Genomic DNA, 26,112 nt, shown 5'->3' on the forward strand with positions numbered 1-26,112 from the left:
TGGCCAGCGCCCCGGCCGCCGATTACAGCGCCTCGACCACCGCCGCCGCCGGCGCCGCCAAGGACGACAGCATCACCCGCAGCAGCGCGCCGACGCCGGCGCCGGTCGCCGCCAACGTCGGCTTCAGCCAGCCCGCGCCTGCCGCCACGCCGGCCGCCGCCGTGGTCAAGCTGGCCGGCTCGCCCGATCAGTGGCAGCAGCCGCTGCGCGAAGCGCTGGGCGACCGTCTGCAAGTCCAGCTGCAACGCAATAACGACCACGCGGTGATCCGCCTGGAACCGCCGAATATGGGCAGCATCGAAATCTCGATCCGCCACAGCGCCGGTGCGCTGCAGGTCAACCTGAGCGCCAACCACAGCGAAGTGCTGCGCCAGCTGAACACCATCGGCGACAGCGTGCGCCAGGATCTGTCGACGCGCCAGTACGCCGATGTCTCCGTGACGGTGTCGTCGTCGCGCGCCCAGGCCCAGGCCGACACGGGCGGCCGCGGCGGCCAGCAGCACGAGCAGGAAGAAGGCCGCACGCCGGGCCGCGCCCTGTCCGGCGACGAAGCGACCACCTTTGCCATGACGTCCGAGCGGGAGTAATCAGTAGATGAAGAACATGAAAATGATCATAGCGCTGGTGCTGGTGGCCGTGGTGGGTGCAGCGGTGGCCGGCGGCGCAGTCTGGTACATGTCCAAGGGCAAAGAGGAACCGGCCGCCGTCGCGGACGGCAAGCCGGCCAAGAAGCCGGCCAAGAAGGAAGAAAAGGAAGACAAGTCGCCGCCGAAATACCTGACGGTGGACAAGGTGGTCATCATGCTCAAGCGCCAGCCCGGCGATACGCTGAGCCACTACATGTCGGCCGACCTGGTGATCACCACCAGCGAAAAGAAAGAGAAGGAAACCAAGGAGCAATTGCCGCTGCTGCGCAGCGTGGCGGTGCGCACGCTGTCCAACCTGCCAATGGCCACCGCGCAAGTGATGACCATCGACCAGTTCGCGGCCGAACTGAACAAGGCCTTCGAGGCCACCTACGAACATGAAGGCCGGGAAAAACCCTTTTCCGATGTCATGATCGGCAAACTGATTATTGAGTAGCTTGCGGCAAGCATGAAGACGAGTGGTGCGACCAGTGGAGCGGGCATGGCCTATATAGAGCAATATGCGGACGCTTATGCCGAAAGTTATGGCGAGCCGGGCGGCGCGCCGGTCGCGCACAGCGTGGCCGACGAGCAGAAACACCTGCTGTCGTACGCGCCCCTGGTCAAGCGCATCGTACGCCAGCTCAATTCGCAGATCGCCGGCGCCATCGACCGCGACGACATGGAACAGATCGGCCTGATGGGCCTGCTCGAAGCGCTGCGCCGCTACGGCGAACCCGACGGCGCCTTCGGCAGCTACGCCAGCCTGCGCGTGCGCGGCGCCATCCTCGACGAACTGCGCCGCCAGGACTGGCGCCCGCGCGCGGTGCGCCAGCAAAGCCACAAGCTGCGCGACGCCGTGCGCGCCCTCACCCGCAACCTCGGCCATGAACCGAGCGAGCAGGAAATCATGAGCGGCCTGAACCTGACACCGGAAGCCTACCAGGCTTACCAGATGGATGAGAACGCCGAGCTGATCGCCAGCTTCGACGAAGTGCTGCAGGACAGCGTCAGCAACGACAGCGCCCCCAGCCCGGAAGACCAGCTGGTGGTGCGGCGCAGCCTGGAACAGGCGTTGCGCGGCCTCGACGAGCGCGAGCAGCGGGTGGTGCAGATGTATTACGAATTCGAGCTCAGCTACAAAGAAATCGCCGCCGTGCTGGACCTGACCGACGCCCGCGTCTGTCAGCTCAACAAGGCGGCGCTGGGCAAGATGAAGGCAGTATTGCAAAACGCCTGATCCAGAGCGGGCGCAAGGCAAGATTAGAAAAATGACGCGGAAAGGCGAATCATCATGCAGCAAATAGTCGGCATACTCATAGTTTTAGGCAGCGTCTTCGGCGGCTTCTTCATGATGGGCGGGGCTTTCCATCAGATCTGGCAGCCGATCGAGCTGATCGTGATTGCCGGCGCCGGTTTGGGCGCGCTGGTGATCGGCAATCCGCCGCACGTGCTCAAGGAGCTGATGACGCAGATTAAAAAAGTCATCACCAAGAAAAAGTACGACTCGGAATTCCAGCGCCAGTTGCTGCTGCTGATGTACGAACTGCTGCAACTGGCCGCCGGCGGCCTGAAGGCGCTCGACGCCCACGTCGAGGCGCCCAAGGACAGCCCGCTGTTCCAGCGCTACCCGCGCGTGCTGGAAGAGCCCAAGCTGCTGGCCTTCATCGTCGACAACTTCCGCCTGATGGCCATGGGCAAGATCAACGCCCACGAACTCGAAGGCGTGCTGGAGCAGGAACTGGAAGCCATCCACACCGAGCTGGAACAGCCGGCCAAGTCGCTCAACAAGATCGGCGAGGCGATGCCGGGCTTCGGTATTCTGGCCGCCGTGCTGGGCATCGTGATCACCATGAACACCGTCAGCGAAGGCGCGACCTCGGGCGAGATCGCCGAGCACGTCGGCGCCGCCATGGTCGGCACCTTCATCGGCATTTTCCTGTGCTACGGCCTGATCGACCCGCTGTGCAATGTGCTCAAGCAGCTGGTCAACTCGGAAGCGGCCAACAAGGAAACCGTCAAGGTGGTGCTGGTGACGCACGTGGCCGGCAAGCCGCCGCTGCTGGCGATCGACGCCGGCCGCCGCCTGGTGCAGCTGAACATCAAGCCTAGCTTCGCCCAGCTGGAACGCTGGATCAACGACCTGGAGGGCCGCGACAGCGCCCCGGCCGATGACAACGCACGTCGCGGAGGCCGTGGTGCTAAAGCCGCATGACAAGAACCATGACCAGACCATCGTCAAGCGCGGTGGCGGCAAGCACAAGCACGACGATCACGGCGGCGCCTGGAAAGTAGCGTTCGCCGACTTCTGTCTGGCGCTGATGTGCCTGTTCCTGGTGCTGTGGCTGATGGCGGCCCGTAACTTCGAATCGCTGGAGCAGATCCTGACCGAGGCCGACGGCGCCAAGACCGACCAGGGCAAGGGCGTCATGCCCGAGCAGGTGGGCGGCCCGCGCGGCAGCCTGATCGACCGTTTCCCGATGCCGCACACCGGCAGCACCGAGGAGCCGGGCGACGCCAAGGCCAAGGGCGAGGCCCACACCAAGGTCACCGGCGAAGCCGAACCGGTGGTCGAGACGCCGAAGATCAAGTACGACAGCCCGAGCGACCTGGCCGCGCTGTCCAAGGCGCTGACCAAGATGAGCGCGGAAGCCGGCCTGAGCAGCAACCTGGAATCGGTGATCACGCCCTACGGCTTGCGCGTGATGCTGCACGACACCGACCGCCAGGGCATGTTCGTGCGCGGCTCGGCCGTGCCGACCGACAAGTTCCGCGCGCTGCTGCGCCGCATGGGGCCGCTGTTCAGGCAGATGGAAAACCAGATGCTGATCGTCGGCCACACCGATTCGCTGCAGTACGCCGACCGCAGCTACGCCGCCTTCTCGAACTGGACGCTGTCGGCCAACCGCGCCATGTCGGCCCGCTCGCAGCTGCTGGCCGGCACCATGAACGCCGAATCGGTGCTGCAGGTGGTCGGCATGGCCGACCGCGCGCCGCTCGACACCAAGCGCGCCGACGCCGGCGTCAACCGCCGCATCGAACTGCTGATCCTGACCACGGCGCAAGCCAAGACGATCGCCTCGATGTTCGGCATGCCCGAAAACAGCAGCGCCCTGACCCAGGATGTCGACACCGCCTTGCCGGACGCCACCCTGCTGCAAAAGCTGCGCAGCAAGCTCGGCGGCGAAAGCCCGCTGCGCGACCCGCGCCGCAACAAATAAAGTACGACGTATGGAAACCAAGCCAAGCAGAGGCACACGTATGAGAATCACGACAGGAAGTCCGGACGGCATGGCCGTTCAGCGCGTGGCGGAATCCGCCCCGGCCGAAGCCGCCGAAGCGGTGGCGGCGCCGGCGGTGCACGCGCCGCTGCAATCGGCGGTGATGCAGCCGGCGCTGCAGGCGATGCGCGAGATGCCGGAAATCGACCAGGAAAAAATCGACCAGTTGCGCGACGCGCTGGCCAAGGGCGAGCTGCCGTTCGATCCGGCCAAGCTGGCCGGCCTGATCCAGCGCTTCCACGGGAGCGAGAAGTGAGCGAAGTCAGCACCGAGGTCAGCAACATGACGCGGCAGGACGCCATGCGCCTGCTGCTGGCCGGCATCGCCGACGACTTGCTGGCCTACCCGGCGCTGTCGGCCTTGCTGGAACAGCAATTCGACGCCGCCGTGCGCCATCGCGGCCCGCAGCTGACCAGCGTGGCCGAAGAGATTTCGGCGCTGGTCGACATCATGCTGGCGCGCCGCACGCAGCGCGTGGCGCTGGTACAACGTTTATTGGGGCCAACAGCTACCATGTTGCAGGCTTTTGCCTTGCTGAAAAATGCAGCACGGGAGAGAATGGAAGCTGACTGGAAGACGCTGGAACAGATGGTTATCGAATGCAAGCGTCTGGGCAAGCGCAATAGCGACTTGCTGGTAGAGCAGTACAGCATCATGCAGCGCGTGCTGCATGGCGAGGAGCAGATTTATGCGCCAGCTTGATCGGATGCAATCGACCGCACCCACTGCTGCAACCGTTTCGAACATGACCGCCAGCCGCCCCACCGCGGCCTTGGGCGGCGCCGTCTCGTCGGGCGCGTTCGCGTCCACCTTCCAGCAAGTCCAGCACGACGTCAGCACCTTCATCGCCCAGGGCGGCGGCAGCCTGGCCGCGTCGTCGGCGCCTGCGACGCCGTCCCAGGCCGCCAGCCTGCAGGCGATGGCGCTGCGCCACCAGGGCGCCGGCGCCATCGATGGCGGCGCCGATGCCGAACTGCAGCAGCAATTCCTGGCCTCGATCAAACCATGGGCCGAAGAAACCGCCGGCAAGCTGGGCGTCTCGCCCGACATCGTCGCCGCCCACGCGGCGCTGGAATCGGGCTGGGGCCGCAATCCGCTGCGCCAGGGCGGCGCCGACACCAACAACCTGTTCGGCCTGAAAGCCGGCGGCGGCTGGGCCGGCGCCGTGGCGGCCGCCAGCACCACCGAATTCGAACACGGCGCGATGCTGAAAAAGGTCGAGCGCTTCCGCAGCTATCCGGACACCGCCAGCGCCTTCCGCGACTACTCCGACCTGCTGACCGGCAATCCGCGCTACCAGGCCGCACTGAACACCGGCAACGACGCCCGCGCCTTCGCCCAGGGGCTGGTGCAAGGCGGCTACGCCACCGATCCCGCCTACGCGGACAAACTCAGCAAACTGGCCGCGCAGCTGCAGCGCGGCGGCCAGCTCACGGCGTCGGGGAATTAGTGGAAACGGGCATATCGACAGGTTCCACCGTCGCCGCGCCCGTCACCCGGGCACGGATCACGGTGCCGTTCGCATTGCGCACCCGCACCAGCGTGCCGCGCGCGCCGCTGTCCAAGGCTTCGCCCGCCATGCTGACCTCGATCTGCTCGCGCCTGGCCACGATGCGCACCGCGTCGCCGCGCTTGACCACGGTCGGCGCGGTCAGCAGCGTCGCGCGCAAGACCTCGCCGCTGCGCAGCGCGCGCTTGCCGCTCATGCCCACCACGTCCTGCGGATCGGACACGCTGTCGGCGATGCCGGAGATGTCGTGGCGCTCAAGCAACACGTCTTCGTCGGTCAATACTTTCCCTGATGGTACATCGCTTGCCACGACGGCAATGCGCGCCGAGATCTGCGCGCGTACCACGAACTCATATCGCCAGCCGTCGGCGCCGGCGCAGACGGCGGCAAAACGCATGCGGCTGGGCAGCCGCGTATCGACCGCATCGACCGTCACCGCCTGTCTGCATGCGGCCAGCGGCCGGCTGCCGCGCACGACGTTCAACTCGAATTTCGGTTCCACCAGACCGCTGCTGTCGGCCCAGCGCTGCACATGGTTGCGCGCGGCCGCCTCCACCGCGAGCGGAACCTGTTCCGCCGCGGTCGGCGCGGCGACACAAAAAGCGCCAGAAAGTGAAATGCAGAGCAGCAACATTACACGTAAAGCGGTTACAATAGTTTTGTTGAACATGAGCAATACCTCTACTATGATGCGGGAAGCTGAGACGCTACGGGTGCATGCTGCGCCCGCGCGTCATTCTACCCCGGCAACAGCGGTTTTCACTCATGCAACATCGTTTTACAGCAACGTCTACACAGGGGAAGAACATGGCGATTAATTTCAAAGATGCGGTGGGCTTGCATGCCGACGCGCTGCACCTGCGGGCCGAGCGCACACGCATCCTGGCGTCCAACATCGCCAATGAAAACACGCCGGGCTTCCAGGCGCGCGACATGGACTTCGCCGCCACGCTGGCCAACACCCAGGCCGAAGCCAACGGCGACATCGGCGGCGACGACGACAGCGCCATGATGTACCGCGTGCCCTTCCACCCTACCCGCGACGGCAACACCGTCGAGATCGGCGTCGAGCAGGCGGCGTTCTCGCAAAACGCCACGGACTTCCAGACCAGCCTGACCTTCGTCAATATGAGCCTCAAGGGCCTGGCCAAAGCCATCAACGGTCAATAAGGAGCGCCGACATGTCGTTCAAGAATATTTCTGAAATCGCCGGTTCGGCCATGGCCGCGCAGTCGGTCCGCCTGAATACCATCGCCAGCAACCTGGCCAACGCCGATTCCGTGGCCGGCAACGAAGCCGACACCTACCGCGCCCGCAAGCCGGTGTTTTCCGCCGTGATGGCCGACAGCATCGGCGACATGGGCAGCGCCGGCGGCAAGGTGCAGGTGCTGGACGTGGTCGAATCGAGCGAGCCGCTGCGCAAGGTGTTCGAACCCGGCCATCCGATGGCCAACGCCGACGGCATGGTGTTCTACCCCAACGTCAACCAGGTGGCCGAGATGACCGACATGATGTCGGCCTCGCGCGCCTTTGAAACCAATGTCGAAGTGCTGGGCCGTATCCGCACGATGCAACAGTCTCTCCTCAAACTCGGTGAAGGTTAAGCCATGACAGTCAGCCTCCTCAACAACGGCAGCAACGCCAATACCGCCACCAATACCGGCGGCAGCATCACCGGCAACACTGCCAGCGCGACCTCGGACATGTTCACCAAACTGCTGGTGGCGCAGATCAAGAACCAGGATCCGCTGTCGCCGACCGACCCGGCCCAGTTCGTCCAGCAGCTGACCCAGCTGTCGCAGACCGAATCGCTGCAGAACCTGTCCAGCCTGACCAGCGCCAACGCCAGCGTGCTGCAAAGCATGCAAGTGCTGGCCCTGGGCGCCCAGGTCGGCTCCGATGTCATGGCCGAGAGCAGCTCGCTGACCACCGACGGCGCGACCAAGGTCAACGGCCAGATCACCCTGAGCTCGACCAGCAGCACCACCACCATCGTGCTGACCGGCACCGACGGCGCCAAGCACAACGTCAACCTTGGCGTGGCCGCGGCCGGCAGCGTGCCGTTCTCGATCGATCCGACCGCGCTGGGCCTGCCCGCCGGCACCTACACCATGTCGGTGATCACCAGCACCAAGGAAAACCCGCCGGTCGACCTGCAGGGCCGCCTCAACAGCGTGCGCCTGTCGGCCAACGGCAATGTCGTCCTGAATATCGGCAACATCGGCGAAGTCGCGCCGACCGCCATCACCGCTTTCAACGGTAAATCCGCCGCTTCTGCCACCCAATCTAGTCTCTAAGGAAGGTATCCATCATGAGTTTCGATATCGCATTGTCTGGCATTCAGGCCATTAACGAAGCGCTGGACGTCAGCAGCCACAACATCGCCAATGCCGGCACCTATGGCTACAAGTCGTCGCGCGCCAACTTCTCGTCGCTGGTGGCGGGCGACCAGCTGACCGGCGTCAAGGTCGGCTCGACCACGCAGAACATCGGCCTGTCCGGCGGCATCCTCAACACCGGCCGCTCGATGGACGCCTCGATCAACGGCTCCGGCTTCTTCATGGTCAAGGACAGCAGCAACGCCATCAACTACACCCGGGTCGGCATCTTCAACACTTCCAAGGACGGCTTCCTGACCGACGCCTCCGGCCGCCGCGTGCAGGGCGCCACCATCACGCCGCCAAGCACCCAGCCGGGCGCGCAGGGCGACATCACGATCCCGACCGGCCAGATCCCGGCCGTCGTCAGCGACAAGCTCAACTACGTTGGCAATCTGTCGTCCGACTGGACGCCGACCACCTTCCCTGCGCTGGCCGCCGTCACCCCGACCACGCCGCCGGATCCGTCGACCTACAATATGTCCAAGGCGTCGATCATCTACGACACGCTGGGCGGCCAGCACACGCTGACCCAATACTTCAGCGCCACCTCGCCGGGCGCGATCCAGGTCAATTACGTCCTCGACGGCAACGGCATCGCCACCGACAACCTGGTGTTCAACCCGCTCAACGGCCAGATGACCACGCCGGATCCCAACGATCCCGCCGTCAAGGGCAAGATCTCGCTGGGCGACCTGAGCGCCATCGACACCAGCGACCCGGTGCTGTGGCCAGGCTTCATCAGCGGCGCCAAGCTGACCACCGCCTTCAACGTCGACTACAGCGGCTCGACCTACTTCCGCGGCGAGGCCACCACCTCGACCAACAGCGCCAACGGCTACGCTTCGGGCACCTTCGCCGGCGTCGACCTGGCCAAGGACGGTTCGGTCATCGCCAAGTACAGCAACGGCCAGAAGCAGCCGGTCGGCAAGCTGACGCTGGCCACCTTCCCGGACGAGGGCGCGCTGACCCAGGTCGACGACACCAGCTGGATCCAGTCGCTGGGTTCGGGCGTACCGCTGGTTAATTTCGCCGGCGTCGGCACCACCGGTTCGCTCAACACCAGCTCGCTGGAACAGTCGAACGTGGACATCACCTCGGAACTGGTCGGCCTGATGACTTCGCAGCGCAATTACCAGGCCAACTCCAAGGTCATCCAGACCGAGAACCAGATGATGCAATCGCTGATGCAAGCGATCTGAGGACTAGCCTAAATGGATGCGCTGATTTACACCGCCATGAGCGGGGCCGAACGGGCCCTGCGTGGCCAGCAGGTACACGCCAACAACCTGGCGAACATCGAAACCGGCGGCTTCCGCGCCAATATGGAGCTGTCGGCGGCGCAGTCGGTCAACGGCTACGGCTACGACGACCGCCACATGTCGCAGCTGCAGGCCAACGCCGTGTCGACCCGCCAGGGCACGCTCAAGGCGACCGGCCGCGACCTCGATGTCGCCATCGACGGCAACGGCTTCTTCGCCGTCCAGGGGCCGACCGGCGAGGCTTACACCCGCGCCGGCGCGATGACGCTCGATGAAACCGGCACGCTGAAAATCAACGGCAACGTGGCGCTGGGCGACGGCGGCCCGATCACGCTGCCCGAGTACAGCAAGATCGCCATCGGCGCCGACGGCACGGTCTCGATCCAGAGCCCCGGCACCACCACCATGCAGACCATCGACAAGCTCAAGCTGGTCAAGGCTGAAGCGTCGGAACTGACCAAGAACGAAGCGGGCCTGCTGGTGGCGCGCAGCGGCCAGCCGCTGGCCACCGACGCCACCGTGGTGGTCAAGCCCGGCCACCTGGAAGGCAGCAATGTCTCGGCGGTGGAGGAAATGGTCGCCACCATGAGCTTGAACCGTACCTTTGAAATCCAGATGAAGTTGTTCAAGGCCAGCGATTCGATGGCCGAAACCGGTAATCGCCTGATCGGCGGTTAAGCCGGTCCACGTTACACCACCAGGAGAAATCATGAATCCAGCAATGTGGATCAGCAAAACCGGCGTGCAGGCGCAGGACGAAAAACTGCAAGCCATCGCCAACAACCTGGCCAACGCCAACACCGTCGGCTTCAAGCGCGATCGCGTGGTGTTCGAGGACCTGTTCTATTCGATCGAACAGCAGCCCGGCACCCAGCGCGCCGACAACAACACGCTGGCGCCGTCCGGCGTGCAGCTCGGTAACGGCGTGCACATGGTCGGCACCCAGAAGGTGTTCAGCCAGGGCATCCTGCAAACCACCGGCAACCAGCTCGACGTGGCGGTGATGGGCAACGGCTTCCTGTCGGTGCGCCAGCCGAACGGCGAAACCGCCTACACCCGCGCCGGCCAGCTGCAGGTCGACGCCAACGGCATCCTGGTCAACGCCCACGGCCTGCCGCTGATCCCGCAGATCACCGTGCCGGCCAACGCCACCTCGCTGACCATCGGCGAAGACGGCACCGTGTCCGCCACGCTGGCCGGCAACACCACCGCCAGCCAGCTGGGCCAGCTGACGCTGACCAGCTTCATCAACCCGACCGGCCTGCTGGCCCTGGGCGAGAACCTGTTCGCCGAAACCCCGTCCAGCGGCACGCCGACCGAAGGCAAGCCGGGCGACGCCCAGTGGGGCAAGCTCAAGCAAGGCACGCTGGAAGGTTCGAACGTCCAGGTGGTCGAGGAGATGGTCGACATGATCGCCGCCCAGCGCACCTACGAGATGAACACCAAGGTGCTGTCGGCCGCCGACAATATGCTGCAGTACCTGTCGCAGGCCGCACGCTGATGAAAGCCGCCCTGCCCGTCCTGGCTGCGCTGCTGACTGCGCTGCTGGCCGGCTGCGCCGCGCTGCAGCCGCCGCCGGTGCGGCCCGGCCCGTCCGACGAGCCGCCCACCGTGTCGCGCGTGATCGGCCCGAAAGGCACGTCGGGCGGCGTCTACAGCGCCGACCTGGGCCTGTCGCTGACCTCGGACAGCCGCGCCTTCCGCGTCGGCGACGTGGTCACCGTCAACCTGCAGGAAACCACCCAGGCCAGCAAGAAGGCCGGCACCAGCTATTCGAAGAATTCGGCCGACAACATCGTCGCCCCCAACCTGCTGGGCAAGACTTTCGGCAAGGCCGCGGTCGGCCTGGGCGCCTCCAACAGCTTCGCCGGCGACGCCACCAGCACCCAGCAGAACGCGCTGACCGGCGCCATCACCGTCATCGTGCAGGAAGTGCTGCCCAACGGCCTGCTGCGCGTGTCCGGCGAAAAAACCCTGACCCTGAACCAGGGCGAAGAATTCGTCCGCCTGCGCGGCTACCTGCGCGCGGCCGACATCGACGCCGACAACCAGGTGTCGTCGCTGCGCATCGCCAACGCCCGCATCGCCTACTCGGCGCAGGGCACGCTGGCCGACACGCAATCGGCCGGCTGGCTGTCGCGTTTCTTCAATGGCCCGCTGATGCCGTTCTGAACGGCCATAGTTTTTATAGGGTGACCCCATGAATTTCCGCACGCTCTCCCGCCTTCTGGCCCTGCCGCTGGCCCTCTGCGTCGCCCTCGGCGGCGCCGGCCCGGCCCAGGCCGCGCAAGTACTGCGCAACCTGGTCGCGGTCGAAGGCATGCGCGACAATCCGCTGGTCGGCTACGGCCTGGTGGTCGGCCTGAACGGCAGCGGCGACTCGACCCAGGTCAAGTTCGCCAGCCAGTCGGTCATCAATATGCTCAAGCAGTTCGGCGTCAAGGTGCCGGACGGCACCGACGCCAAGTCCAAGAACGTCGCCACGGTGATGGTGTCGGCGGTGTTCCCGCCCGGCTACCGCAAGGGCCAGAACATCGATGTCGTGGTGTCGTCGATGGGCGACGCCAAGAGCCTGCGCGGCGGCGCCCTGCTGCTGACGCCTTTGCGCGCGGCCGACAATGAAGTGTATGCGCTGGCCCAGGGCAACGTCGTGGTCGGCGGCTTCAGCGCCTCCGGCAAGAGCGGCTCCTCGGTCACGGTCAACACCCCGACTTCCGGCCGCATCCCGAGCGGCGCCGCGATCGAGCGCGAGATCGCCACCGATTTCGCCACCAAGCCGACCGTGCGCCTGTCGCTGCGCCACCCGCACTTCCAGACCGCGACCAATATCGTCGATTCGATCAACAAGCGCTTCGGCGACATCGCCACCACCACCGACGCCACCAGCATCGACGTGGTCGCCCCCGCCAATCCGACCCAGCGCGTGGCCTTCATGGCCAAGCTGGAGGCGCTGTCGATCGACGTCGGCGACGATTCGCCGAAAGTGGTGTTCAATTCGCGCACCGGCACCGTGGTCATCGCCGACGGCCTGCGCGTGCGCGCCGCCGCCGTCACGCATGGCTCGCTGAAGGTGGTGATTTCCGAATCGACCAAGGTCAGCCAGCCGAACGCCCTGGCCCAGGGCAACACCGTGGCCACGCCGCAGTCGCAGGTCAGCGTCGACCAGGGCTCGGGCCAGATGTTCAAATGGCCGGCCGGCGCCAAGCTGCAAGCGATCATCGACGTCATCAACAGCCTCGGCGCCTCGCCGGACGACATCATGGCCATCCTGCAGGCGCTGGACCAGGCCGGCGCCATCGAAGGCGAACTGGTCGTCATTTAAGGAATACCATGAGCTTTGATCCCAGCAAATTCGACGGCAGCACCATGCGCATCGGCGTGGCCGACCAGCTCAGCAGCGTGCAGGTGGCGCCGCCGGTGGCCGATGCCGGCGTCGATCCGGGCATAGACCCCAAATACCGCGCCAAGGCGACCGAGGCGGCGGTCAAGTTCGAAAGCTTTTTCATCGGCCACGTGATGCACCAGATGCGCGCCGGCACCCGCGTGCTGGCGTCCGAGGACAGCGTGTTCAAGGACAAGATCAACGAAGACATGCTGGACATGGCCGACAACCTGGTGGCCGACCAGCTGGCCGGCCAGCGCGCCTTCGGCGTGGCCGACGCCATCCTGCGCCAGCTGCTGCCGCCGGCCAGCGCCCCGGTGGCGCTGGCCGCCTCGCTGCCGGGCCGCGCGGCGCCGGCGAATATTGCCGAGCCGCAAAATATTCCCAAAACGCTTAATCGGCTCAAGTAAGCGGTCGCCCTTTACAGTTAACGGACCAGTGAACGTCGTGTAAACACTGCAAGCGACTGGTCCTCCGGCCATCACCAGGAAAGACCCTTGCAATATGAGCATCTCTTACAACGCACTGTCCGGCGCCCTGGCCGCCCAGGCTGCCCTGAACACGGTCAGCCAGAACATCGCCAACGCGCAAACCAAAGGCTATACGCGTCAGGGCGTGCTGCTGCAAGCTAACGCCGGCGACGGCTCGGGCCAAAGCCCGGGCAACGGCGTGCAGGTCGGCTCGCTGCTGCGTTTCAGCGATTCCTACAAGTCCCAGCAGATGTGGCGCGCGGCGTCCGACATGGGCAACCATTCCCAGACCCAGCCTTACCTGACGCAGCTGGAAAAAGTCATGAGCGATGACAAATCCAGCCTCAGCTACGGTATCGACAATTTCTTCAAGGCGCTCAACGCGGCCGGCGTCGATCCGACCTCGACCCCGCTGCGCCAGCAGGTCATCACCGCCGCCGACTCCATGTCGCAGCAGTTCAACAGTATTTTCAACGTCACGGCCAACCAGTTGATCTCGGTGCAGCAGCAGCGCTCCGCCATCCTGCCGGGATTGAACGAATCGGTGGCCGGCATCGCCAAGCTGAACCAGCAGATCATCGCCGTCGGCGCCGGCGGCTCCAACACCTCGGCCCTGATCGACCAGCGCGAACAGCTGATCGACAGCGTGGCCTCGCAGGTCGGCGTCGAAGTGCTCAACAACCCGGACGGCACCGCCACCGTCTCGCTCAAGAGCGGCCAGCCGCTGGTGGTCGGCAATCTGTCCGCCACGCTGGCGTTCGACACCACCAGCGGCGTGCAGCAGCTGAACCTGACTTTCGCCCAGACCACCTTCAAGCTCGACGACACCAAGGTCGGCGGCCAGCTGGGCGGCCTGGCGAGCTTCCAGGAAAACACGCTGAAGCCGCTGCAGCAATCGATCGCCGAGATCGCCGACCAGATGTCGGCCAAGGTCAACGCCCAGCTGGCGGCAGGCTTCAGCGCCCCCGGCGTGCCGGGCGCGGCGCTGCTGGTGTTCAACCCGGCCAGCGCCACCGGCCTGCTGCAAGTGTCCACCGGCTTCAAGACGTCCGACCTGGCCTTCTCCAGCGACGGCACGCCCGGCGACAGCGGCAATCTGCAGCAGCTGGTCGCCATCAAGGGCCAGCCGATCACGCTGACCTCGCTGGGCAGCCTGTTGCTGGGCGACGCCGACACCCAGCTGGTCGGCAAGCTGGGCATCGACAGCCAGCAAAACCAGGCCCAGCTCAACACCGCCACCACGGTGCGCCAGCAGTCCGAAGACGATTGGAAATCCACCAGCGCCGTCAACACCGACGAGGAAGGGATCAATCTGATCGAGTTCCAGAATATGTACCAAGCCAACATGAAGGTGATCGCCGTCGCCAAGACCCTGTTTGATTCCACCTTGCAAATGTTCGGTTAAGGAGAGCCTGTATGCGTATCGCCACCAGCCAATTCCAGGCCACCATGAACCGCGGCCTGCAGGACAACCAGAGCCACCTGGCGCAAATCACCGCGCAGATGGCGTCCGGCAACAAGCTGCAACTGCCGTCCGACGACCCCGTCACCAATGTGCGCCTGTCGCGCCTGGCGCGCGAGGAAGCCATCGTCGGCCAGTACCGCGCCAACATCGCGGCCGTCAAGATCCGCCTGACGACCAACGAGACCTATCTGCAGAGTATGACCAACGACATCACGCAGAGTCACGACCTGCTGGTCTGGGCCTCGGACGCCAGCAACACCTCCACCGACCTGAAGTCCATGGTCAACCCGATGTCGGCGCTGCGCGACAGCCTGTTCTACAGCGCCAACGAAAAAGACCAGGAAGGCCGCTACATCTTCTCCGGCACGCTGACCGACACCCCGTCCATCACCTACGATGCGACGGCCGCCATCGGTTCGCGCTACACTTACACCGGCAACCAGAACCAGCAGAAGACCGTGGTCGGCAACGGCATCACGCAAGTGTCCAACGTCGACGTCAAGGGCCTGGAAACGCTGCTCAACCAGATGGACACGACCATCAACGAACTGCAGTCGCCGACGCTGACGGTGGGTTCGCCATCGCTGACCGCCGCGCTGGGCGCCAATATGGACGGCGCCAGCGCCACGCTGGACCTGGTGGCGGGCAAGATCGCCGATTTCGGCGGCGCCCAGAACGTCATGCAGACGCTGGACGGCAACCACGCCAACGTCAGCCAGTCGAACCAGACGGCGATGCTGGACCTGGGCCAATTGGACTATGGCGACGCCGCGACCCAGATGAACGGCTATAATCTGGCGCTGCAATCGTCGTACAAGGCCTATGCCAAGATCAGCAATCTGTCGCTGTTCAACATCCTGTAATTTAAACCGAGCACCGTATGCAAATCTCGCCCAATTCCAACCCCAACGTCATTGTTCCTGGCAACGCCGGCAATGCGACCGCGGTGGACGGCACCTCTCTGGGGCTGCATGGCGAGAACGCAGCCACGGCCACGCCGGTCACGCCGACCCCGACCTCGGCGGCGCCGCTGCGCCGCGGCCTGAACAATTGGGACCAGCCGCTGCAGGGCGACATCTCCGGCGCCCAGCAGGCGCTGGACTTCCTTGAACAGAGCGCGGCCCAGCTGCGCAACCTGAAGGCCGACCTCAGCGCCCGCCTGGCCAACCGCCAGCGCGCCGACGGCACGCTGGATGCGCGCGTGCGCCAGTTCAGCAACAGCTGGCGCAACCGCAGCCAGGCTTCCGGCGGCACGCTGGACGCCCGCCTCAAGTTCAGCAACAAGGCCAGCACCACCCGCTTCACGGTGCGCGGCATGACCATGGCCAACCTGCGCAACGGCGGCCGCGAAGTGCTGGCGATTTCGCTGGGCGGCGGCCAGAACCTGCGCTCGGTGGTGCTGGAGCCCGGCCTCACCGACGAACAGATCGCCCAGCGCTTCGACGACGCGCTGGCGCCGAGCGGCGTGCGCGCCGACCTCAACGAGGACGGCCAGCTGGAATTCACCACCGACGAAGCGTCGTGGACCAATGTGCGCGACACCATCGCCGTGCAGGGCGGCGGCATCCGCTTCCCGACCGGCCAGCTGAACCGCGTGAAGGCCGAGGCCGAAGCGCCGGCCGTCGATCCGGACAGCTGGCAGACCTCGGACATGGACGCGATCCGCGCCACGCTGCAGCAAGTGGTGCAGGCGCTGGCGCAGGTGGAACAGGCGATCGCCTCGGTGCACACGGCGCTCAACCAGGTCAGCGCCCGCGTGCAGAGCGCGGCGCCGAGCGACACCACCGACGGCATGGACCAGGTGGCGCAGAATTTCGTCTCGACCGCCAAGCAGCCCGGCTACCAGTCGCTGCTGTCGATCACCTCGGCGCTGGCCGGCATCAGCCGCGAACGCGTGATCTCGCTGCTGAGCCTGCGCTAAGCCCCGCCCTATTCGTCCATCAGGCGCGGCAGGCCGCGCCTGGCCAGCTCGCCCAGCTGCTCGGCCGGCATCGCTTCCGCATACACAAAGCCCTGCGCATAATCGCAGCCGGCCAGCGCCAGCAAGGCGCTCTGGGCCGCCGTCTCCACGCCCTCCGCCACCACCCGCAAGCCCAGCTTGTGCGCCATGACGATCAGCGCCTCGCACATCGCCAGGTCGCCGCTGTCGCTGGCCAGGTGCTGGATGAAGCTGTGGTCCAGCTTGAGCAGGTCGATGCCGAAATGCTTGAGGTGGGACAGCGAGGAATAGCCGGTGCCGAAATTATCCAAGGCCACCTGCAAGCCCATCTCGCGCAGCTCGCGCAGCCGGTCCGCGACCTTGGCGGCGCCATGCATCAGCACGCCCTCGGTGATTTCAATGACGATGCTGCGCGGCGCCAGCTGCAGCTCGGCCGCGTAGTTCAGCCAGCCGACATAGAGCGCGGTATCGCCGCGGAACTGCGCCGCCGACTGGTTGATGCTGACCTGGAAGCCCGGCCCCAGCTCGTCCTGCCAGCGCCGCGCCTGCAAGGCCGCCTGGCGGAACACCCAGTCGCCGATGTCCATCATCAGCCCGCCCGACTCCGCATGCGGCAGGAAATCGGCCGGCGCCAGCAGGCCGCGCCGCGGATGGCGCCAGCGCAGCAGCGCCTCGGCCCGCTCGATCTTGCCGTTCTGCAGATTGACGATGGGCTGGAAGTGCAGCTCGAACTGGCGCTGCGCCAGCGCCGAGCGCAAGTCCAGCGTGATCTGCTGGCGCGCCTCGGCCGCCAGCTGCAGGTCGGCGGTGAAGTAGCTGTAGCCGTTGCGGCCGGCCTGCTTGGCGGCGTACATGGCCTGGTCGGCGTTGCGCAGCAAATCCTCGGGCGCCAACGCGTCCGACGGATACAGCGCGATGCCGATGCTGGCCGAGATCGACGGCTGCGCCGTGCCCAGCGCGAACGGCCGGTTCAGCAGCGCCAGCATGGTCTGCGTGATGCGCTCGATGCCGGCCGCGTGCTCGATGCCGGACAGGATCACGGTGAACTCGTCGCCGCCCAGCCGCGCCACCGTGTCCGAGGTGCGCACGCAGGCGCCGATGCGGCGCGCCGCCTCCACCAGCAGCGCGTCGCCCTGCTCGTGGCCCAGCGTGTCGTTGACTTCCTTAAAACCGTCGAGGTCGATGAACAGCAGCGCCAGCTGCATGCCTTCGCGCTGCGCCTTCTTGACCTCCTGGCCCAGCCGGTCCTGGAACATGTGGCGGTTCGGCAGCGCCGTCAGGTCGTCGAAATTGGCCTGATGCCAGATGCGCTCGGTCGAGGCGCGGGTGGCCGTGATGTCCGACACCAGCGCCAGCGCGCCGAGATAGCCGCCGTCGCCGTCGAAGATGGGATTGGTGGCCAGCGTGGCCCACAGCTCGCCGCCGTCCTTGCGCAGGAACTTGAACTCGTGGCGCTCGGCCACGCCCGACTGGCGCCGCGCGATATTGCGCTCCAGGATGGCGCGGCCCTCGTCGTCCATGAACGCCACCAGCGGCTGGTCCAGCATCTCCTCGATGCTGTAGCCCAGCATGTGCGCCATCTTCGGATTGACGAAGCTGGTGCGGGCGGTGGCGTCGATTTCCCAGATGCCCTCCTCGGCGCTGTGGACGATGCGGCGAAAGCGCTCCTCGCTGCGCTCCAGCGCCGCCAGCTTGCCCTCGGCCAGCTCCAGCACCACGCGGATCGCCTGGCCGCTGGCGTCGACGCTGGCGCGCAGCGTGACCGGGAAGCCTTGCTGGTTGCGGGCGCGCGTCATTTGCAGCGAGCACAGCTCGGGATGCTTGCTGTTGACCGCCTGCCGCACGAAACGGTCGAAGTCTTCATGGAAGCGCGGCGCGATGAATTGTCGCAGCGGTATGCGCGCCGGGTTGTTGCGCGGCAGGCCCAGCAGGTCGGCGCCCACCACATTCATTTGCAGGATGGTGGTGTCGAAGCCCAGCACGAAATAGCCGACCGGCGCCAGCAGATAGATATCGTTGAAACAGGCTTGCTCGGCGCTGAGGCCGTCGGCCGGCGGCAGCTGGACGAACGGCGCCGCCGCTTCGTCGATGATAGCCATGCGGGTCAGGCCGTCGATGCGCGCCGCCGAGATAGGCTGCCGGCCGCCATGCAATTCGGTACTGTGCGTATGCTTCTCCATACCACCCCTTTGCGTAGGTGTTCAGACTAGCATTTAAGGCGCGTACTGTCGAGAAAACCGGGCCGGCTCAGCGGTGCGCGCGGTTCAAGCGTTGTTCTGCGCGCCGTTGCAGCGCTTCAAACAGCAGGCTCAGCACCCAGTAGATGACGGCGGCGGCCAGGTACAGCGGCAGCGGCCGGAACGTGGTGGCGATCACCTCCTTGGTCGACAACATCAGTTCGGTCATGGTGATGACCGACACCAGCGAGGTATCCTTGATCAGGCTGATGAGCGTATTGCTCATGGCCGGCACGGCGATGCGCAGCGCCTGCGGCAGCACCACGTGGTACAGCGTCAGCCAGTAGCCCAGTCCCAGGCTGTAGCTGGCCGCCCACTGGCCCTTGCTGACCGCGGCGATGGCGCCGCGCAGGCTCTCCGACAGGAAGGCGCCGGAGTTCAGGCTCAGCGCCAGGATGCCGGCCGTCACCGGCGTGAACTCGATGCCGACGCTGGGCAGGCCGTAGTAAATGACGAACATCTGCACCAGCAGCGGCGTGCCGCGCATCAGGCTGACATACACCGAGGCCGGCCAGCGCAGCACGCGGTAGGGCAGGATGCGCATCACCGCCACCGGGAAGCCGATCAGCAGCCCGCCCAGCATCGCGGCCAGCGCGAACAGCACCGTGTAGCCGGCGCCGCGCAGCATCACCGGCGCGGCCTCGCGCATCAGCTCCCACAGCGCCTGGACATCCATGCTCAAGGCGCCTTGCTGACGTCGATACCGAACCACTTCAGCGAGATCGCCTTCAGGCTGCCGTCGGCGGCGGCCGCGGCCAGCGCCTGGTTCAGCGCCTGCCTGAATTGCGGATTACCCTTCTGGAAAGGGATGCCCATGCGCTCGACCGCGCCGACCTGGGCGCCGGCCTTGATCGGCAGCTTGGAATTTTTCAGCAGATAGGCCGACATCAGGCTGTCGTTGAGCGCGGCGTCGACGCGGCCGAACGCCAGGTCGGACATGGTGTCCGGCGCCGCCGCGTAGCTGCGCACCTCGATGCCCGCCACCGCCTTGGCCTGCTGCTCGTAGACGCTGCCCTGCCCCACGCCCAGCTTCTTGCCCTTCAAGTCTTCCAGCGTCTTGTAGACGGCCTTCTCATCCTTGCGCACGATCAGCTGCGGCATCGAATAGATGTAGGGCGTGGAAAAGTCGAAGGCTTGCTCGCGCTTGGGATTGATGCCGACCTGGGAAATGATCACATCGTATTTGCCGGCCGACAGTCCGGCCAGGATGCTGGCCCACTCGCTGCTGACGAACTCCACTTTCACACCCAGCCTGGCCGCCAGCAGGCGCGCGACATCGACGTCGTAGCCGGCGATCTGGCCATCCTTCTCGCGGTAGTTGAACGGCGGATAAGTGCCCTCCAGCGCCACCTTGAGCGTGCCGCGCGCCTTGACCTTGTCCAGCAGGTCGGCCGCCGAGGCCGGCAATGCCGTGACCGCCATGGCCAGCGCCAGCAGCGCGCCCTGCGCCAGCTTGAAAGAGAATTCGCGTTTGTGCATGGAGTTCCTTATGAAATGGCGGGCGCTACCACGCGCCCATGCGGCGGCGCAGGCCGAAATTATGGCCCACGACCAGGATGGAGCTGGCGATCAGGCCGCTCAGGCCTATCATCAACTGTATCAGCTTATCGTCCGGCAGCACCCACAGCCGGCCCGGCGGCGCTTCGTCCACGCGCGCGGCGGCCATGATGAGCGGCGCCACCCAGGCCGCTTCCGGCGTCACGTCGAGGATCAGCGCGCCGTCCTGCGTGGTTTGCAGATAGATTTCGCCGCCTTCGGCCAGCGTGAAGCAGACGCCGTAGCCGGTCTCGTGCTTGGCGATATTTTCCTGGAGGCTCAGATCGTGCTCGGCGATCCACAGCTCCACATCGGCCGGGGTTTCGAGGCCGCTCCACGGCACCGGGCGGAAGCGCGGCGGCTCGTTATTGTCTTGCATAGCATTCCTGTTGACTTGGCAAGCCGCTAGTGTAGCCGATACGGGCTCAACCCTTCCAGGTACGCTTCAGGCCTGTATCCGCGTGGATCCAGCCGCCGCGCGGGCCGGCGCGGTAGTAGAAGCCGACGCCGCCCTGGCGGAAGCTCTTGACCAGGCCGCCCAGCACTTCGGAATTGAGGTTGGCCAGGCGGATGTCGGCCGCGCGGCCTTCCATGTGCAGCGACTGGCGCGCGGCCGGCACGCCGGCTTCGCGCAGCTTCTGGTTGGAGGCCGGGGTGCGGTAGCCGGACAGGATTTCCAGCGGCGTATCGATGCCGTAGCGCGCCACGAAAGCCTGCGTGCCCCACAGCGTTTCAAACAGCTTGGGATCGATGAGCGCGGTTTCCTTGCCGTTGACGTCGCGCAGCAGATGGCACAGGTCCTGGTAGGCCGACTCGATCAGCTCGCCATCGCGCCAGTACAAGAGCTTGGCGCGCTCGCCGCTGGCCGGACGGATCACATCGATGGTGCGCGGCTTGAGCCAGAACTCCAGGTCCAGCGCCTGCGCGTCGAAGATGTCGGGAGGCGGCTCCAGCTCGCCGGAACCGGAAGGCGCCGATTGCGCCGATGCGCGCGGCATGCCGGCGGCCGGCTTGGCCTGGGCCACGGCGCCAGTGGTGGCGGCGGAAGTGGCGCCTGAGCCGGCCGTATGGGCCGCCGGCTTGGGCGTTGCCGCCGCCGTATGTTGAACGGTAGTGCGGGAGGCGCATCCTATCAGCGGAACCGATAACAAACTCGCCCCCGCCAGGCCCAAACCCTGCTGTAAAAAATCTCTGCGCGATGCCATAGCCTATCCGTGAAAAACGATATGGACACTATAGCGTATGCAGAGGGAAATGAAAAAGGAAAGGCACCCGATTTCCTGCAAAAAACCAGGCGCCTCCCGGGCGCTAGCGCATCGCGATATACAGCACTTGCTCGGGCACGAACTGGCCGTCCGCCAGATTCTGCGCCGGCACGACCATCGTGATCCAGCCTTTGGGGCCGCCCTCGGCCTTCAGGTCGAGCTCCACCTTCAACTGCTTGTCCAGTGCGACAAAGGTGCCGCGCGTGGTGGCGACGATCTTGTGCGGGCGGTCCTGGTCCACGTAGGCGAACATATTCACGCCGCGGCCGACAATGGAGAGCGTCTGGCCATTCGACAGCGTGTAGCTACCGATCAGATCGCGATAATCCTCCGGCCACATTTTGTAGTAAGCATCCGGCAGCTCAATGCGCAACTGATTCGCTTTGACCGGCACACTGACGGGCTCTTGTCCGCTGTCGGTCTGCTGCGCCAGCGCGGCCGGCGACAATGCAAGCGACCCCAACACCACTGCCAAGCACATGGTTTTCATGATCAGATCCTCCGTTTGAGAATCTTTATTTAAGCAGTCGCCTCCAAAAATTCAAATTCAATCTGGCTATCGCCGGCAATGCGGCATCCAAATTTAAAATGATGCAGATTACCGGGCGATGCACAGCCATCGTATCGGTTACCACCGCGTGTCAGGCGGCGACGGCCCTCGCTTCGGCGTCGAGCAGATCGGCGCGCGGCTCATCCAGCAGATAGCCCTGCACCAGCAGCGGCACGCCCGCAGCCTCGCTCAACTGACGCAGCACCGTCAGCGCCTGCGGCGACTCCAGACGCTTGAACACCAGCGCCACGCCGGCCTGCGCGCTGCGCGTCAGCAAGGTCTGCAGCGTCTCGCTGTCATGCAGTTCGCGCGCATCGAGCTTGAACACGTCGGGCCGCAAGCGCTCCAGCACGTGCAAGGCTTCGCGCGCGCTCGGCACGTTGACGGCGAAGCGGAAACCATTGCGGCGGTAGTTGTCGGACACATAGTTCAGCAGCCAGCCCTGCTGCGGCGAGGCCGCCGGCAATTGCAGCACCACGCGGTCCAGCGGCAGCTCCAGCGCATCGAGGATGCGGCGGAAAGCGTGGCCGTGATTGCTGCTGACCGCGCTCAGCAGACGATCATGCACGTTCAGGTACAAGTCCTGCCCGCCCGCATCGGCCTGGCGGAAGAAATTAATCGCATGCAGCATGCGGCACAAACGGTCGAGCTCGATCGACTCGTCGTCGCTGGCCGCATGGTCGAGCAGCTTCCACAGCGACAGCCCCTGGTCCTGCGCGGACACGCTGCGCGCCAGACCCTCGTAGGCCTGCACCCTGCCCGACGCCAGTTCGCGGATAGGCTGGAAGGCGCTGCTCATGGTGCAATTGAAGAACCGCCCCTGCGCCTTGCCCTCGTGATCGAGCCAGATGCTGGAAGCGGCGCCGGTCGCGTCGGATAAACGCGCCAGGTATTTTTGCAGGATGGGGAAAGACATGAAACTCCTCGACAGATGCTGACAATAGCGACAGCGTAGGCCTGCGCGCGGCAAAGCTGAACGAATGCTTTCAGCTATGGATATGCCAAAACATTCGTTCCGCCCGGGGAGTGCTGCCGCTATCGTGGGATATCGCCACTTTATGCCTGAACACCATGTGCCAATTACTCGCCATGAGCAGCAGCAAACCCGCCGCCGTCGACTTCTCCTTTGCCGGCTTCGCGCTGCGCGGCAGCGAACACCGCGACGGCTGGGGCATCGCCCTGCATACGGCCAACGGCTGCCAGCTCTACACCGATTCGCTGGCCTCGACCCACTCGCCGCTGGCGGCCCAGCTGCGTAGCAATCCGATCAAGGCCAGGAACGTCATCGCCCATATCCGCAAGGCCACGCAGGGCCGCGTCTCGCTGGAAAACAGCCATCCGTTCACGCGCACGCTGTGGGGACAGACCTGGTCGTTCGCGCACAACGGCGACCTCAAACTGTTCGATCCGAATCCCAGCCTGTACTCGCCGTACGGCGACACCGACAGCGAGCGCGCCTTTTGCCACCTGCTGTCCGGCCTGGCGCTGCGCTTTGAAAGCCGGCCGCCGCGCCACCTGCTGTTCGCCGCGCTGGAGACGCTGGCCGGCGAGATCGCCGACTACGGCATCTTCAATTTCATCCTGTCCAATGGCGAGCTGCTGTTCGCCCATTGCAGCACCGACCTGCACGTGGTGGTGCGCGAATACCCGTTCTCGGTGGCGCAGCTCATCGATTGCGACCTCAGCATCGACTTCAGCAAGCACAACCATCTGGACGACCGCATCGCCGTGATCGCCACGCAGCCGCTGACCTCCAACGAGGAATGGACCAGGTTCGCGCCGGGCGAGCTGAAGCTGTTTGTCAACGGACTGGAGGTGGGAGCGACGCCGGTGCGGCGTCAGGAATGGGAACTGGAGATTTGCTGCTAGCGTTAAACCGGATTGCAGTTGCAGAAGCGCTTGCGCTTGCTGCCGTCCGGCGCTTCGGCGCTGGCGTCCAGCTGCTTCCAGAAGAACACGGTTTCCACGCCATACGGCGAGCGCACCTTGCCGGCGTCGACATAACCGCGCCTGGCGAAGAATTCCTGACCGGTGGCCGTGCTGTGTAATTGCAGCGCTTTCACGCCCCAGCTGCACGCCTGCTCTTCCATGCGCGCCAGCAGCGCCTTGCCGACGCCCTGGCCGCGCGCCTCCGGCAGCAGATAGCACAGGGCCAGCTTGCCGGCGCCGGTCAACAACGCGACGCCGACCACCAGGCCCTCGTTCAACGCGACCAGCGAAAAATTCGTCGGCGAACTGAACCAGTTCGCCACCATCTGCGGCGTCTTATTACCGAGCCACGCATCCAGGATGGCGGGATCGTTTTTATGATCCAGGTCGCAGCACTCCGTGATCGAGCGGCGCAGCACTGTGCATGCCGCATCCGCATCTGTCGAAGCAGCAACGCGAATTTCTAGACTGCGGATTTCAAAACTCATGTACGCTCACAAATATTCTCGATAGCAAAAATGAAACGCTACGCAGTATCGCCGCGCGCCTTCTTCAGTGCCTGAAACCGACTATACACCAAGCAGCAAAAGGCGTTGCGGGCGCACCCGAACGACTCTCGCAGACTAGTGGCTGGCCCTGCTTTTGCCCACGAATGTTTTCAAAAATCGTTATTCGGTTTTTATTGAAAACCCCGTGTCATACATGCCTTCTAAGCATATTACGAAAAATTCGTATCTTTTCCGGGCGAAATTTTACACCATGGGCGTCTGTTATTACGAAAGCTCATGATGACCAACAAAAAACCTGCCCGCCGCCTGATTATCTCGTCCTTCCTGGCCGCATCGGCCGCCATGCTGGGCCTGCCAATGCAAGCCAACGCCGCAGAAACCGTGCTGCTGAACGCCTCCTATGACGTCGCGCGCGAGCTGTTCAAGGAGATCAACCCGGTCTTCGAGGCCGACTGGAAAAAGACCACCGGCGAAACCGTCAACATCAACCAATCGCACGGCGGCTCGTCCAAGCAAGCCCGTTCGGTGGCCGACGGCATGGAAGCGGCCGTGGTGACGATGAACCAGGCCAACGACATCGACATGCTGGCCGACAAGGGCCTGGTGACGCAGGATTGGGCCAAGAAATTCCCGCATAACGCCGCGCCCTTCTATTCCACGCTGATCTACCTGGTCCGCAAGGGCAATCCGCAGCACATCAAGGACTGGGCCGACCTGGCCAAGCCTGGCGTCAAAGTCATCGTGCCGAATCCCAAGACCTCCGGCAACGGCCGCTACACCTATCTGGCGGCCTGGGGCTCGGTGCTGAAAAAAGGCGGCACCGAAGCGCAGGCGCGCGATCTGGTGACCCGCATCTTCAAGAACGTGCCGGTGCTGGACGGCGGCGGACGCGGCGCCACCACCACCTTCACCCAGCGCGAGATCGGCGACGTGCTGGTGACGTTCGAAAACGAGGTGAACCTGGTGCGTGCCGAGTTCGGCAACAACTTCGAAGTCGTGTACCCGTCTGCGTCGGTGCTGGCCGAATCGCCGGTGGCGGTGGTCGACAGGGTGGTGGACCGTCGCGGCACCCGCAAGCAGGCGACCGCCTACCTGAACTTCCTGTACACCGAGCAGGCGCAGGACATCATCGCCAAGCACTACTTCCGTCCGCGCTCCGAGGCTGCGTTCAAGAAGTACAACGCCAACTTCCGCCAGATTTCGCTGTTCACGGTAGATGACGTCTTCGGCGGCTGGAAATCGGCGCAGAAGAAGCATTTTGACGACGGCGGTGAATTCGATAAGATTTATCAGACCAAATAAGGATATACGTATCGATTCGTTTGCAAACGGCCTGACAACCCTTAATCTGACCATGTAGTATCAACCAGACAAAGGAAGCACGATGGCCATTTCTGAAATTAACGTACGTAACCAATTCCGCGGCAAAATCAAGGAAATCATCTTTGGGCCAGTCGTTTCGGAAGTCGATGTGGAGACCCAGCACGGCATCGTCACCTCGGTCATCACCTCGCGTTCCATTCATGACCTGGATTTAAAGGTCGGCAGCGAAGTGATTGCCCTGGTGAAATCCACCGAAGTCTCGATCGCCAAGATCAGCAGCAACTGATCGACAGCAACCGAGCACCGCCCGCCGGCGGTCACGCAAAGCCCTGAGCCATCCCGTCTCAGGGCTTTTTTATATGGGGTCAAGTCTGACATTTGGACACGGCCTCTGCCGTAAGCGCGCTTACGGCAGAGGCCGTGTCCAAATGTCAGACTTGACCCCGTACT

The 26,112-nt window shown here is 64.7% G+C and carries 32 protein-coding genes; 23 read left to right on the forward strand and 9 right to left on the reverse strand.

The window, feature by feature from the left end:
* From GEV02_RS31825 to GEV02_RS31860, 8 genes are all read left to right on the forward strand, one after another.
* Nucleotides 1-587: flagellar hook-length control protein FliK (locus tag GEV02_RS31825; protein ID WP_174999439.1), on the forward strand; the 587-nt coding region annotated here is incomplete at its 5' end.
* 7 nt (nucleotides 588-594) lie between these two features.
* Complete coding sequence (locus GEV02_RS31830) at nucleotides 595-1,083, forward strand: flagellar basal body-associated FliL family protein (RefSeq protein ID WP_152841801.1); 489 nt, start codon at nucleotides 595-597, stop codon at nucleotides 1,081-1,083.
* Between the two features lie 45 nt (nucleotides 1,084-1,128).
* Nucleotides 1,129-1,866 carry a FliA/WhiG family RNA polymerase sigma factor gene (locus GEV02_RS31835; protein WP_152803938.1) on the forward strand — a complete coding sequence of 246 codons (738 nt, stop codon included), beginning with the start codon at nucleotides 1,129-1,131 and terminating at the stop codon, nucleotides 1,864-1,866.
* A gap of 54 nt (nucleotides 1,867-1,920) precedes the next feature.
* On the forward strand, nucleotides 1,921-2,841 hold the full coding sequence (motA, locus tag GEV02_RS31840; RefSeq protein WP_152841802.1) for a flagellar motor stator protein MotA: 921 nt from the start codon (nucleotides 1,921-1,923) through the stop codon (nucleotides 2,839-2,841).
* Entirely contained in the window at nucleotides 2,798-3,847 is a 1,050-nt protein-coding gene (locus tag GEV02_RS31845; protein WP_152841803.1) for a flagellar motor protein MotB, read from the forward strand. Before motA ends, GEV02_RS31845 begins: the two co-directional genes overlap by 44 nt.
* Before the next feature lie 40 nt (nucleotides 3,848-3,887).
* Entirely contained in the window at nucleotides 3,888-4,163 is a 276-nt protein-coding gene (gene flgM, locus GEV02_RS31850) for a flagellar biosynthesis anti-sigma factor FlgM (protein WP_152841804.1), read from the forward strand.
* A 26-nt stretch (nucleotides 4,164-4,189) separates the two neighbouring features.
* Nucleotides 4,190-4,609 carry a flagellar export chaperone FlgN gene (gene flgN / locus GEV02_RS31855; RefSeq protein ID WP_152841826.1) on the forward strand — a complete coding sequence of 140 codons (420 nt, stop codon included), beginning with the start codon at nucleotides 4,190-4,192 and terminating at the stop codon, nucleotides 4,607-4,609.
* Nucleotides 4,596-5,357 carry a glycoside hydrolase family 73 protein gene (locus GEV02_RS31860; RefSeq protein WP_152841805.1) on the forward strand — a complete coding sequence of 254 codons (762 nt, stop codon included), beginning with the start codon at nucleotides 4,596-4,598 and terminating at the stop codon, nucleotides 5,355-5,357. Before flgN ends, GEV02_RS31860 begins: the two co-directional genes overlap by 14 nt.
* Here the strand turns inward: GEV02_RS31860 and flgA are convergent.
* A complete protein-coding gene (gene flgA, locus GEV02_RS31865) occupies nucleotides 5,338-6,087 on the reverse strand; it encodes a flagellar basal body P-ring formation chaperone FlgA (RefSeq protein WP_152841806.1) in 750 nt (249 codons plus the stop codon). The two genes, GEV02_RS31860 and flgA, sit on opposite strands and share 20 nt — an antisense overlap.
* A gap of 137 nt (nucleotides 6,088-6,224) precedes the next feature.
* Between flgA and flgB the strand changes: the two genes are divergently transcribed.
* The 12 genes from flgB (at nucleotide 6,225) to GEV02_RS31925 (ending at nucleotide 16,295) form a co-directional block, all read left to right on the forward strand.
* Nucleotides 6,225-6,587 carry a flagellar basal body rod protein FlgB gene (flgB, locus tag GEV02_RS31870; RefSeq protein ID WP_152841807.1) on the forward strand — a complete coding sequence of 121 codons (363 nt, stop codon included), beginning with the start codon at nucleotides 6,225-6,227 and terminating at the stop codon, nucleotides 6,585-6,587.
* An 11-nt stretch (nucleotides 6,588-6,598) separates the two neighbouring features.
* Nucleotides 6,599-7,021: a flagellar basal body rod protein FlgC gene (gene flgC, locus GEV02_RS31875; RefSeq protein ID WP_152841808.1), complete on the forward strand. Its 423-nt coding sequence runs from the start codon at nucleotides 6,599-6,601 to the stop codon at nucleotides 7,019-7,021.
* Between the two features lie 3 nt (nucleotides 7,022-7,024).
* Nucleotides 7,025-7,714: a flagellar hook capping FlgD N-terminal domain-containing protein gene (locus GEV02_RS31880; protein ID WP_152841809.1), complete on the forward strand. Its 690-nt coding sequence runs from the start codon at nucleotides 7,025-7,027 to the stop codon at nucleotides 7,712-7,714.
* A gap of 14 nt (nucleotides 7,715-7,728) precedes the next feature.
* The gene (locus GEV02_RS31885; RefSeq protein ID WP_152841810.1) at nucleotides 7,729-8,997 is read left to right on the forward strand and encodes a flagellar hook protein FlgE; all 1,269 of its coding nucleotides are present in this window, start codon (nucleotides 7,729-7,731) and stop codon (nucleotides 8,995-8,997) included.
* A 12-nt stretch (nucleotides 8,998-9,009) separates the two neighbouring features.
* Nucleotides 9,010-9,735: a flagellar basal-body rod protein FlgF gene (gene flgF / locus GEV02_RS31890; RefSeq protein ID WP_152841811.1), complete on the forward strand. Its 726-nt coding sequence runs from the start codon at nucleotides 9,010-9,012 to the stop codon at nucleotides 9,733-9,735.
* 31 nt (nucleotides 9,736-9,766) lie between these two features.
* Nucleotides 9,767-10,558: a flagellar basal-body rod protein FlgG gene (gene flgG, locus GEV02_RS31895; RefSeq protein WP_174999441.1), complete on the forward strand. Its 792-nt coding sequence runs from the start codon at nucleotides 9,767-9,769 to the stop codon at nucleotides 10,556-10,558.
* Nucleotides 10,558-11,229, forward strand: coding sequence for a flagellar basal body L-ring protein FlgH (gene flgH, locus GEV02_RS31900; RefSeq protein ID WP_152841812.1), 672 nt, complete (start codon nucleotides 10,558-10,560; stop codon nucleotides 11,227-11,229). The genes flgG and flgH overlap by 1 nt, the downstream gene beginning before the upstream one ends.
* Before the next feature lie 28 nt (nucleotides 11,230-11,257).
* Nucleotides 11,258-12,379 carry a flagellar basal body P-ring protein FlgI gene (locus tag GEV02_RS31905; protein WP_152841813.1) on the forward strand — a complete coding sequence of 374 codons (1,122 nt, stop codon included), beginning with the start codon at nucleotides 11,258-11,260 and terminating at the stop codon, nucleotides 12,377-12,379.
* A gap of 8 nt (nucleotides 12,380-12,387) precedes the next feature.
* A complete protein-coding gene (locus GEV02_RS31910; RefSeq protein WP_152841814.1) occupies nucleotides 12,388-12,849 on the forward strand; it encodes a rod-binding protein in 462 nt (153 codons plus the stop codon).
* 94 nt (nucleotides 12,850-12,943) lie between these two features.
* Nucleotides 12,944-14,314: a flagellar hook-associated protein FlgK gene (gene flgK / locus GEV02_RS31915; protein WP_152841815.1), complete on the forward strand. Its 1,371-nt coding sequence runs from the start codon at nucleotides 12,944-12,946 to the stop codon at nucleotides 14,312-14,314.
* 11 nt (nucleotides 14,315-14,325) lie between these two features.
* Entirely contained in the window at nucleotides 14,326-15,237 is a 912-nt protein-coding gene (gene flgL / locus GEV02_RS31920) for a flagellar hook-associated protein FlgL (protein WP_152841816.1), read from the forward strand.
* Nucleotides 15,238-15,254: 17 nt separating this feature from the next.
* Nucleotides 15,255-16,295 carry a hypothetical protein gene (locus tag GEV02_RS31925; protein WP_152841817.1) on the forward strand — a complete coding sequence of 347 codons (1,041 nt, stop codon included), beginning with the start codon at nucleotides 15,255-15,257 and terminating at the stop codon, nucleotides 16,293-16,295.
* Nucleotides 16,296-16,303: 8 nt separating this feature from the next.
* On the opposite strand, the gene GEV02_RS31930 is transcribed toward GEV02_RS31925, so the two are convergent.
* The 7 genes from GEV02_RS31930 to GEV02_RS31960 form a co-directional block, all read right to left on the reverse strand.
* Nucleotides 16,304-18,493, reverse strand: coding sequence for a putative bifunctional diguanylate cyclase/phosphodiesterase (locus GEV02_RS31930; RefSeq protein WP_152841818.1), 2,190 nt, complete (start codon nucleotides 18,491-18,493; stop codon nucleotides 16,304-16,306).
* 67 nt (nucleotides 18,494-18,560) lie between these two features.
* The gene (locus tag GEV02_RS31935) at nucleotides 18,561-19,226 is read right to left on the reverse strand and encodes an amino acid ABC transporter permease (protein ID WP_152841828.1); all 666 of its coding nucleotides are present in this window, start codon (nucleotides 19,224-19,226) and stop codon (nucleotides 18,561-18,563) included.
* A 2-nt stretch (nucleotides 19,227-19,228) separates the two neighbouring features.
* On the reverse strand, nucleotides 19,229-20,029 hold the full coding sequence (locus GEV02_RS31940; protein ID WP_152841819.1) for a transporter substrate-binding domain-containing protein: 801 nt from the start codon (nucleotides 20,027-20,029) through the stop codon (nucleotides 19,229-19,231).
* 25 nt (nucleotides 20,030-20,054) lie between these two features.
* Nucleotides 20,055-20,465: a hypothetical protein gene (locus tag GEV02_RS31945; RefSeq protein ID WP_152841820.1), complete on the reverse strand. Its 411-nt coding sequence runs from the start codon at nucleotides 20,463-20,465 to the stop codon at nucleotides 20,055-20,057.
* A gap of 46 nt (nucleotides 20,466-20,511) precedes the next feature.
* Nucleotides 20,512-21,291, reverse strand: coding sequence for a YcbK family protein (locus tag GEV02_RS31950; RefSeq protein ID WP_235923099.1), 780 nt, complete (start codon nucleotides 21,289-21,291; stop codon nucleotides 20,512-20,514).
* A 103-nt stretch (nucleotides 21,292-21,394) separates the two neighbouring features.
* Entirely contained in the window at nucleotides 21,395-21,841 is a 447-nt protein-coding gene (locus GEV02_RS31955; RefSeq protein WP_152841821.1) for a hypothetical protein, read from the reverse strand.
* A 151-nt stretch (nucleotides 21,842-21,992) separates the two neighbouring features.
* Nucleotides 21,993-22,817: an EAL domain-containing protein gene (locus GEV02_RS31960; protein WP_152841822.1), complete on the reverse strand. Its 825-nt coding sequence runs from the start codon at nucleotides 22,815-22,817 to the stop codon at nucleotides 21,993-21,995.
* A gap of 155 nt (nucleotides 22,818-22,972) precedes the next feature.
* On the opposite strand from GEV02_RS31960, the gene GEV02_RS31965 reads away from it, so the two are divergent.
* Nucleotides 22,973-23,770: a class II glutamine amidotransferase gene (locus GEV02_RS31965; protein WP_152841823.1), complete on the forward strand. Its 798-nt coding sequence runs from the start codon at nucleotides 22,973-22,975 to the stop codon at nucleotides 23,768-23,770.
* Nucleotides 23,771-23,772: 2 nt separating this feature from the next.
* On the opposite strand, the gene GEV02_RS31970 is transcribed toward GEV02_RS31965, so the two are convergent.
* Nucleotides 23,773-24,246 (reverse strand): GNAT family N-acetyltransferase, encoded by a 474-nt coding sequence (locus GEV02_RS31970; protein ID WP_235923102.1) that lies wholly within the window; start codon nucleotides 24,244-24,246, stop codon nucleotides 23,773-23,775.
* Nucleotides 24,247-24,615: 369 nt separating this feature from the next.
* On the opposite strand from GEV02_RS31970, the gene GEV02_RS31975 reads away from it, so the two are divergent.
* Nucleotides 24,616-25,641: a sulfate ABC transporter substrate-binding protein gene (locus GEV02_RS31975; RefSeq protein WP_152841825.1), complete on the forward strand. Its 1,026-nt coding sequence runs from the start codon at nucleotides 24,616-24,618 to the stop codon at nucleotides 25,639-25,641.
* An 82-nt stretch (nucleotides 25,642-25,723) separates the two neighbouring features.
* A complete protein-coding gene (locus tag GEV02_RS31980; RefSeq protein ID WP_008449515.1) occupies nucleotides 25,724-25,948 on the forward strand; it encodes a TOBE domain-containing protein in 225 nt (74 codons plus the stop codon).
* The last annotated feature ends 164 nt before the right edge of the window (nucleotides 25,949-26,112 follow it).

Source organism: Rugamonas aquatica (assembly GCF_009380215.1).
GTDB lineage: Bacteria > Pseudomonadota > Gammaproteobacteria > Burkholderiales > Burkholderiaceae_D > Rugamonas > Rugamonas aquatica_B.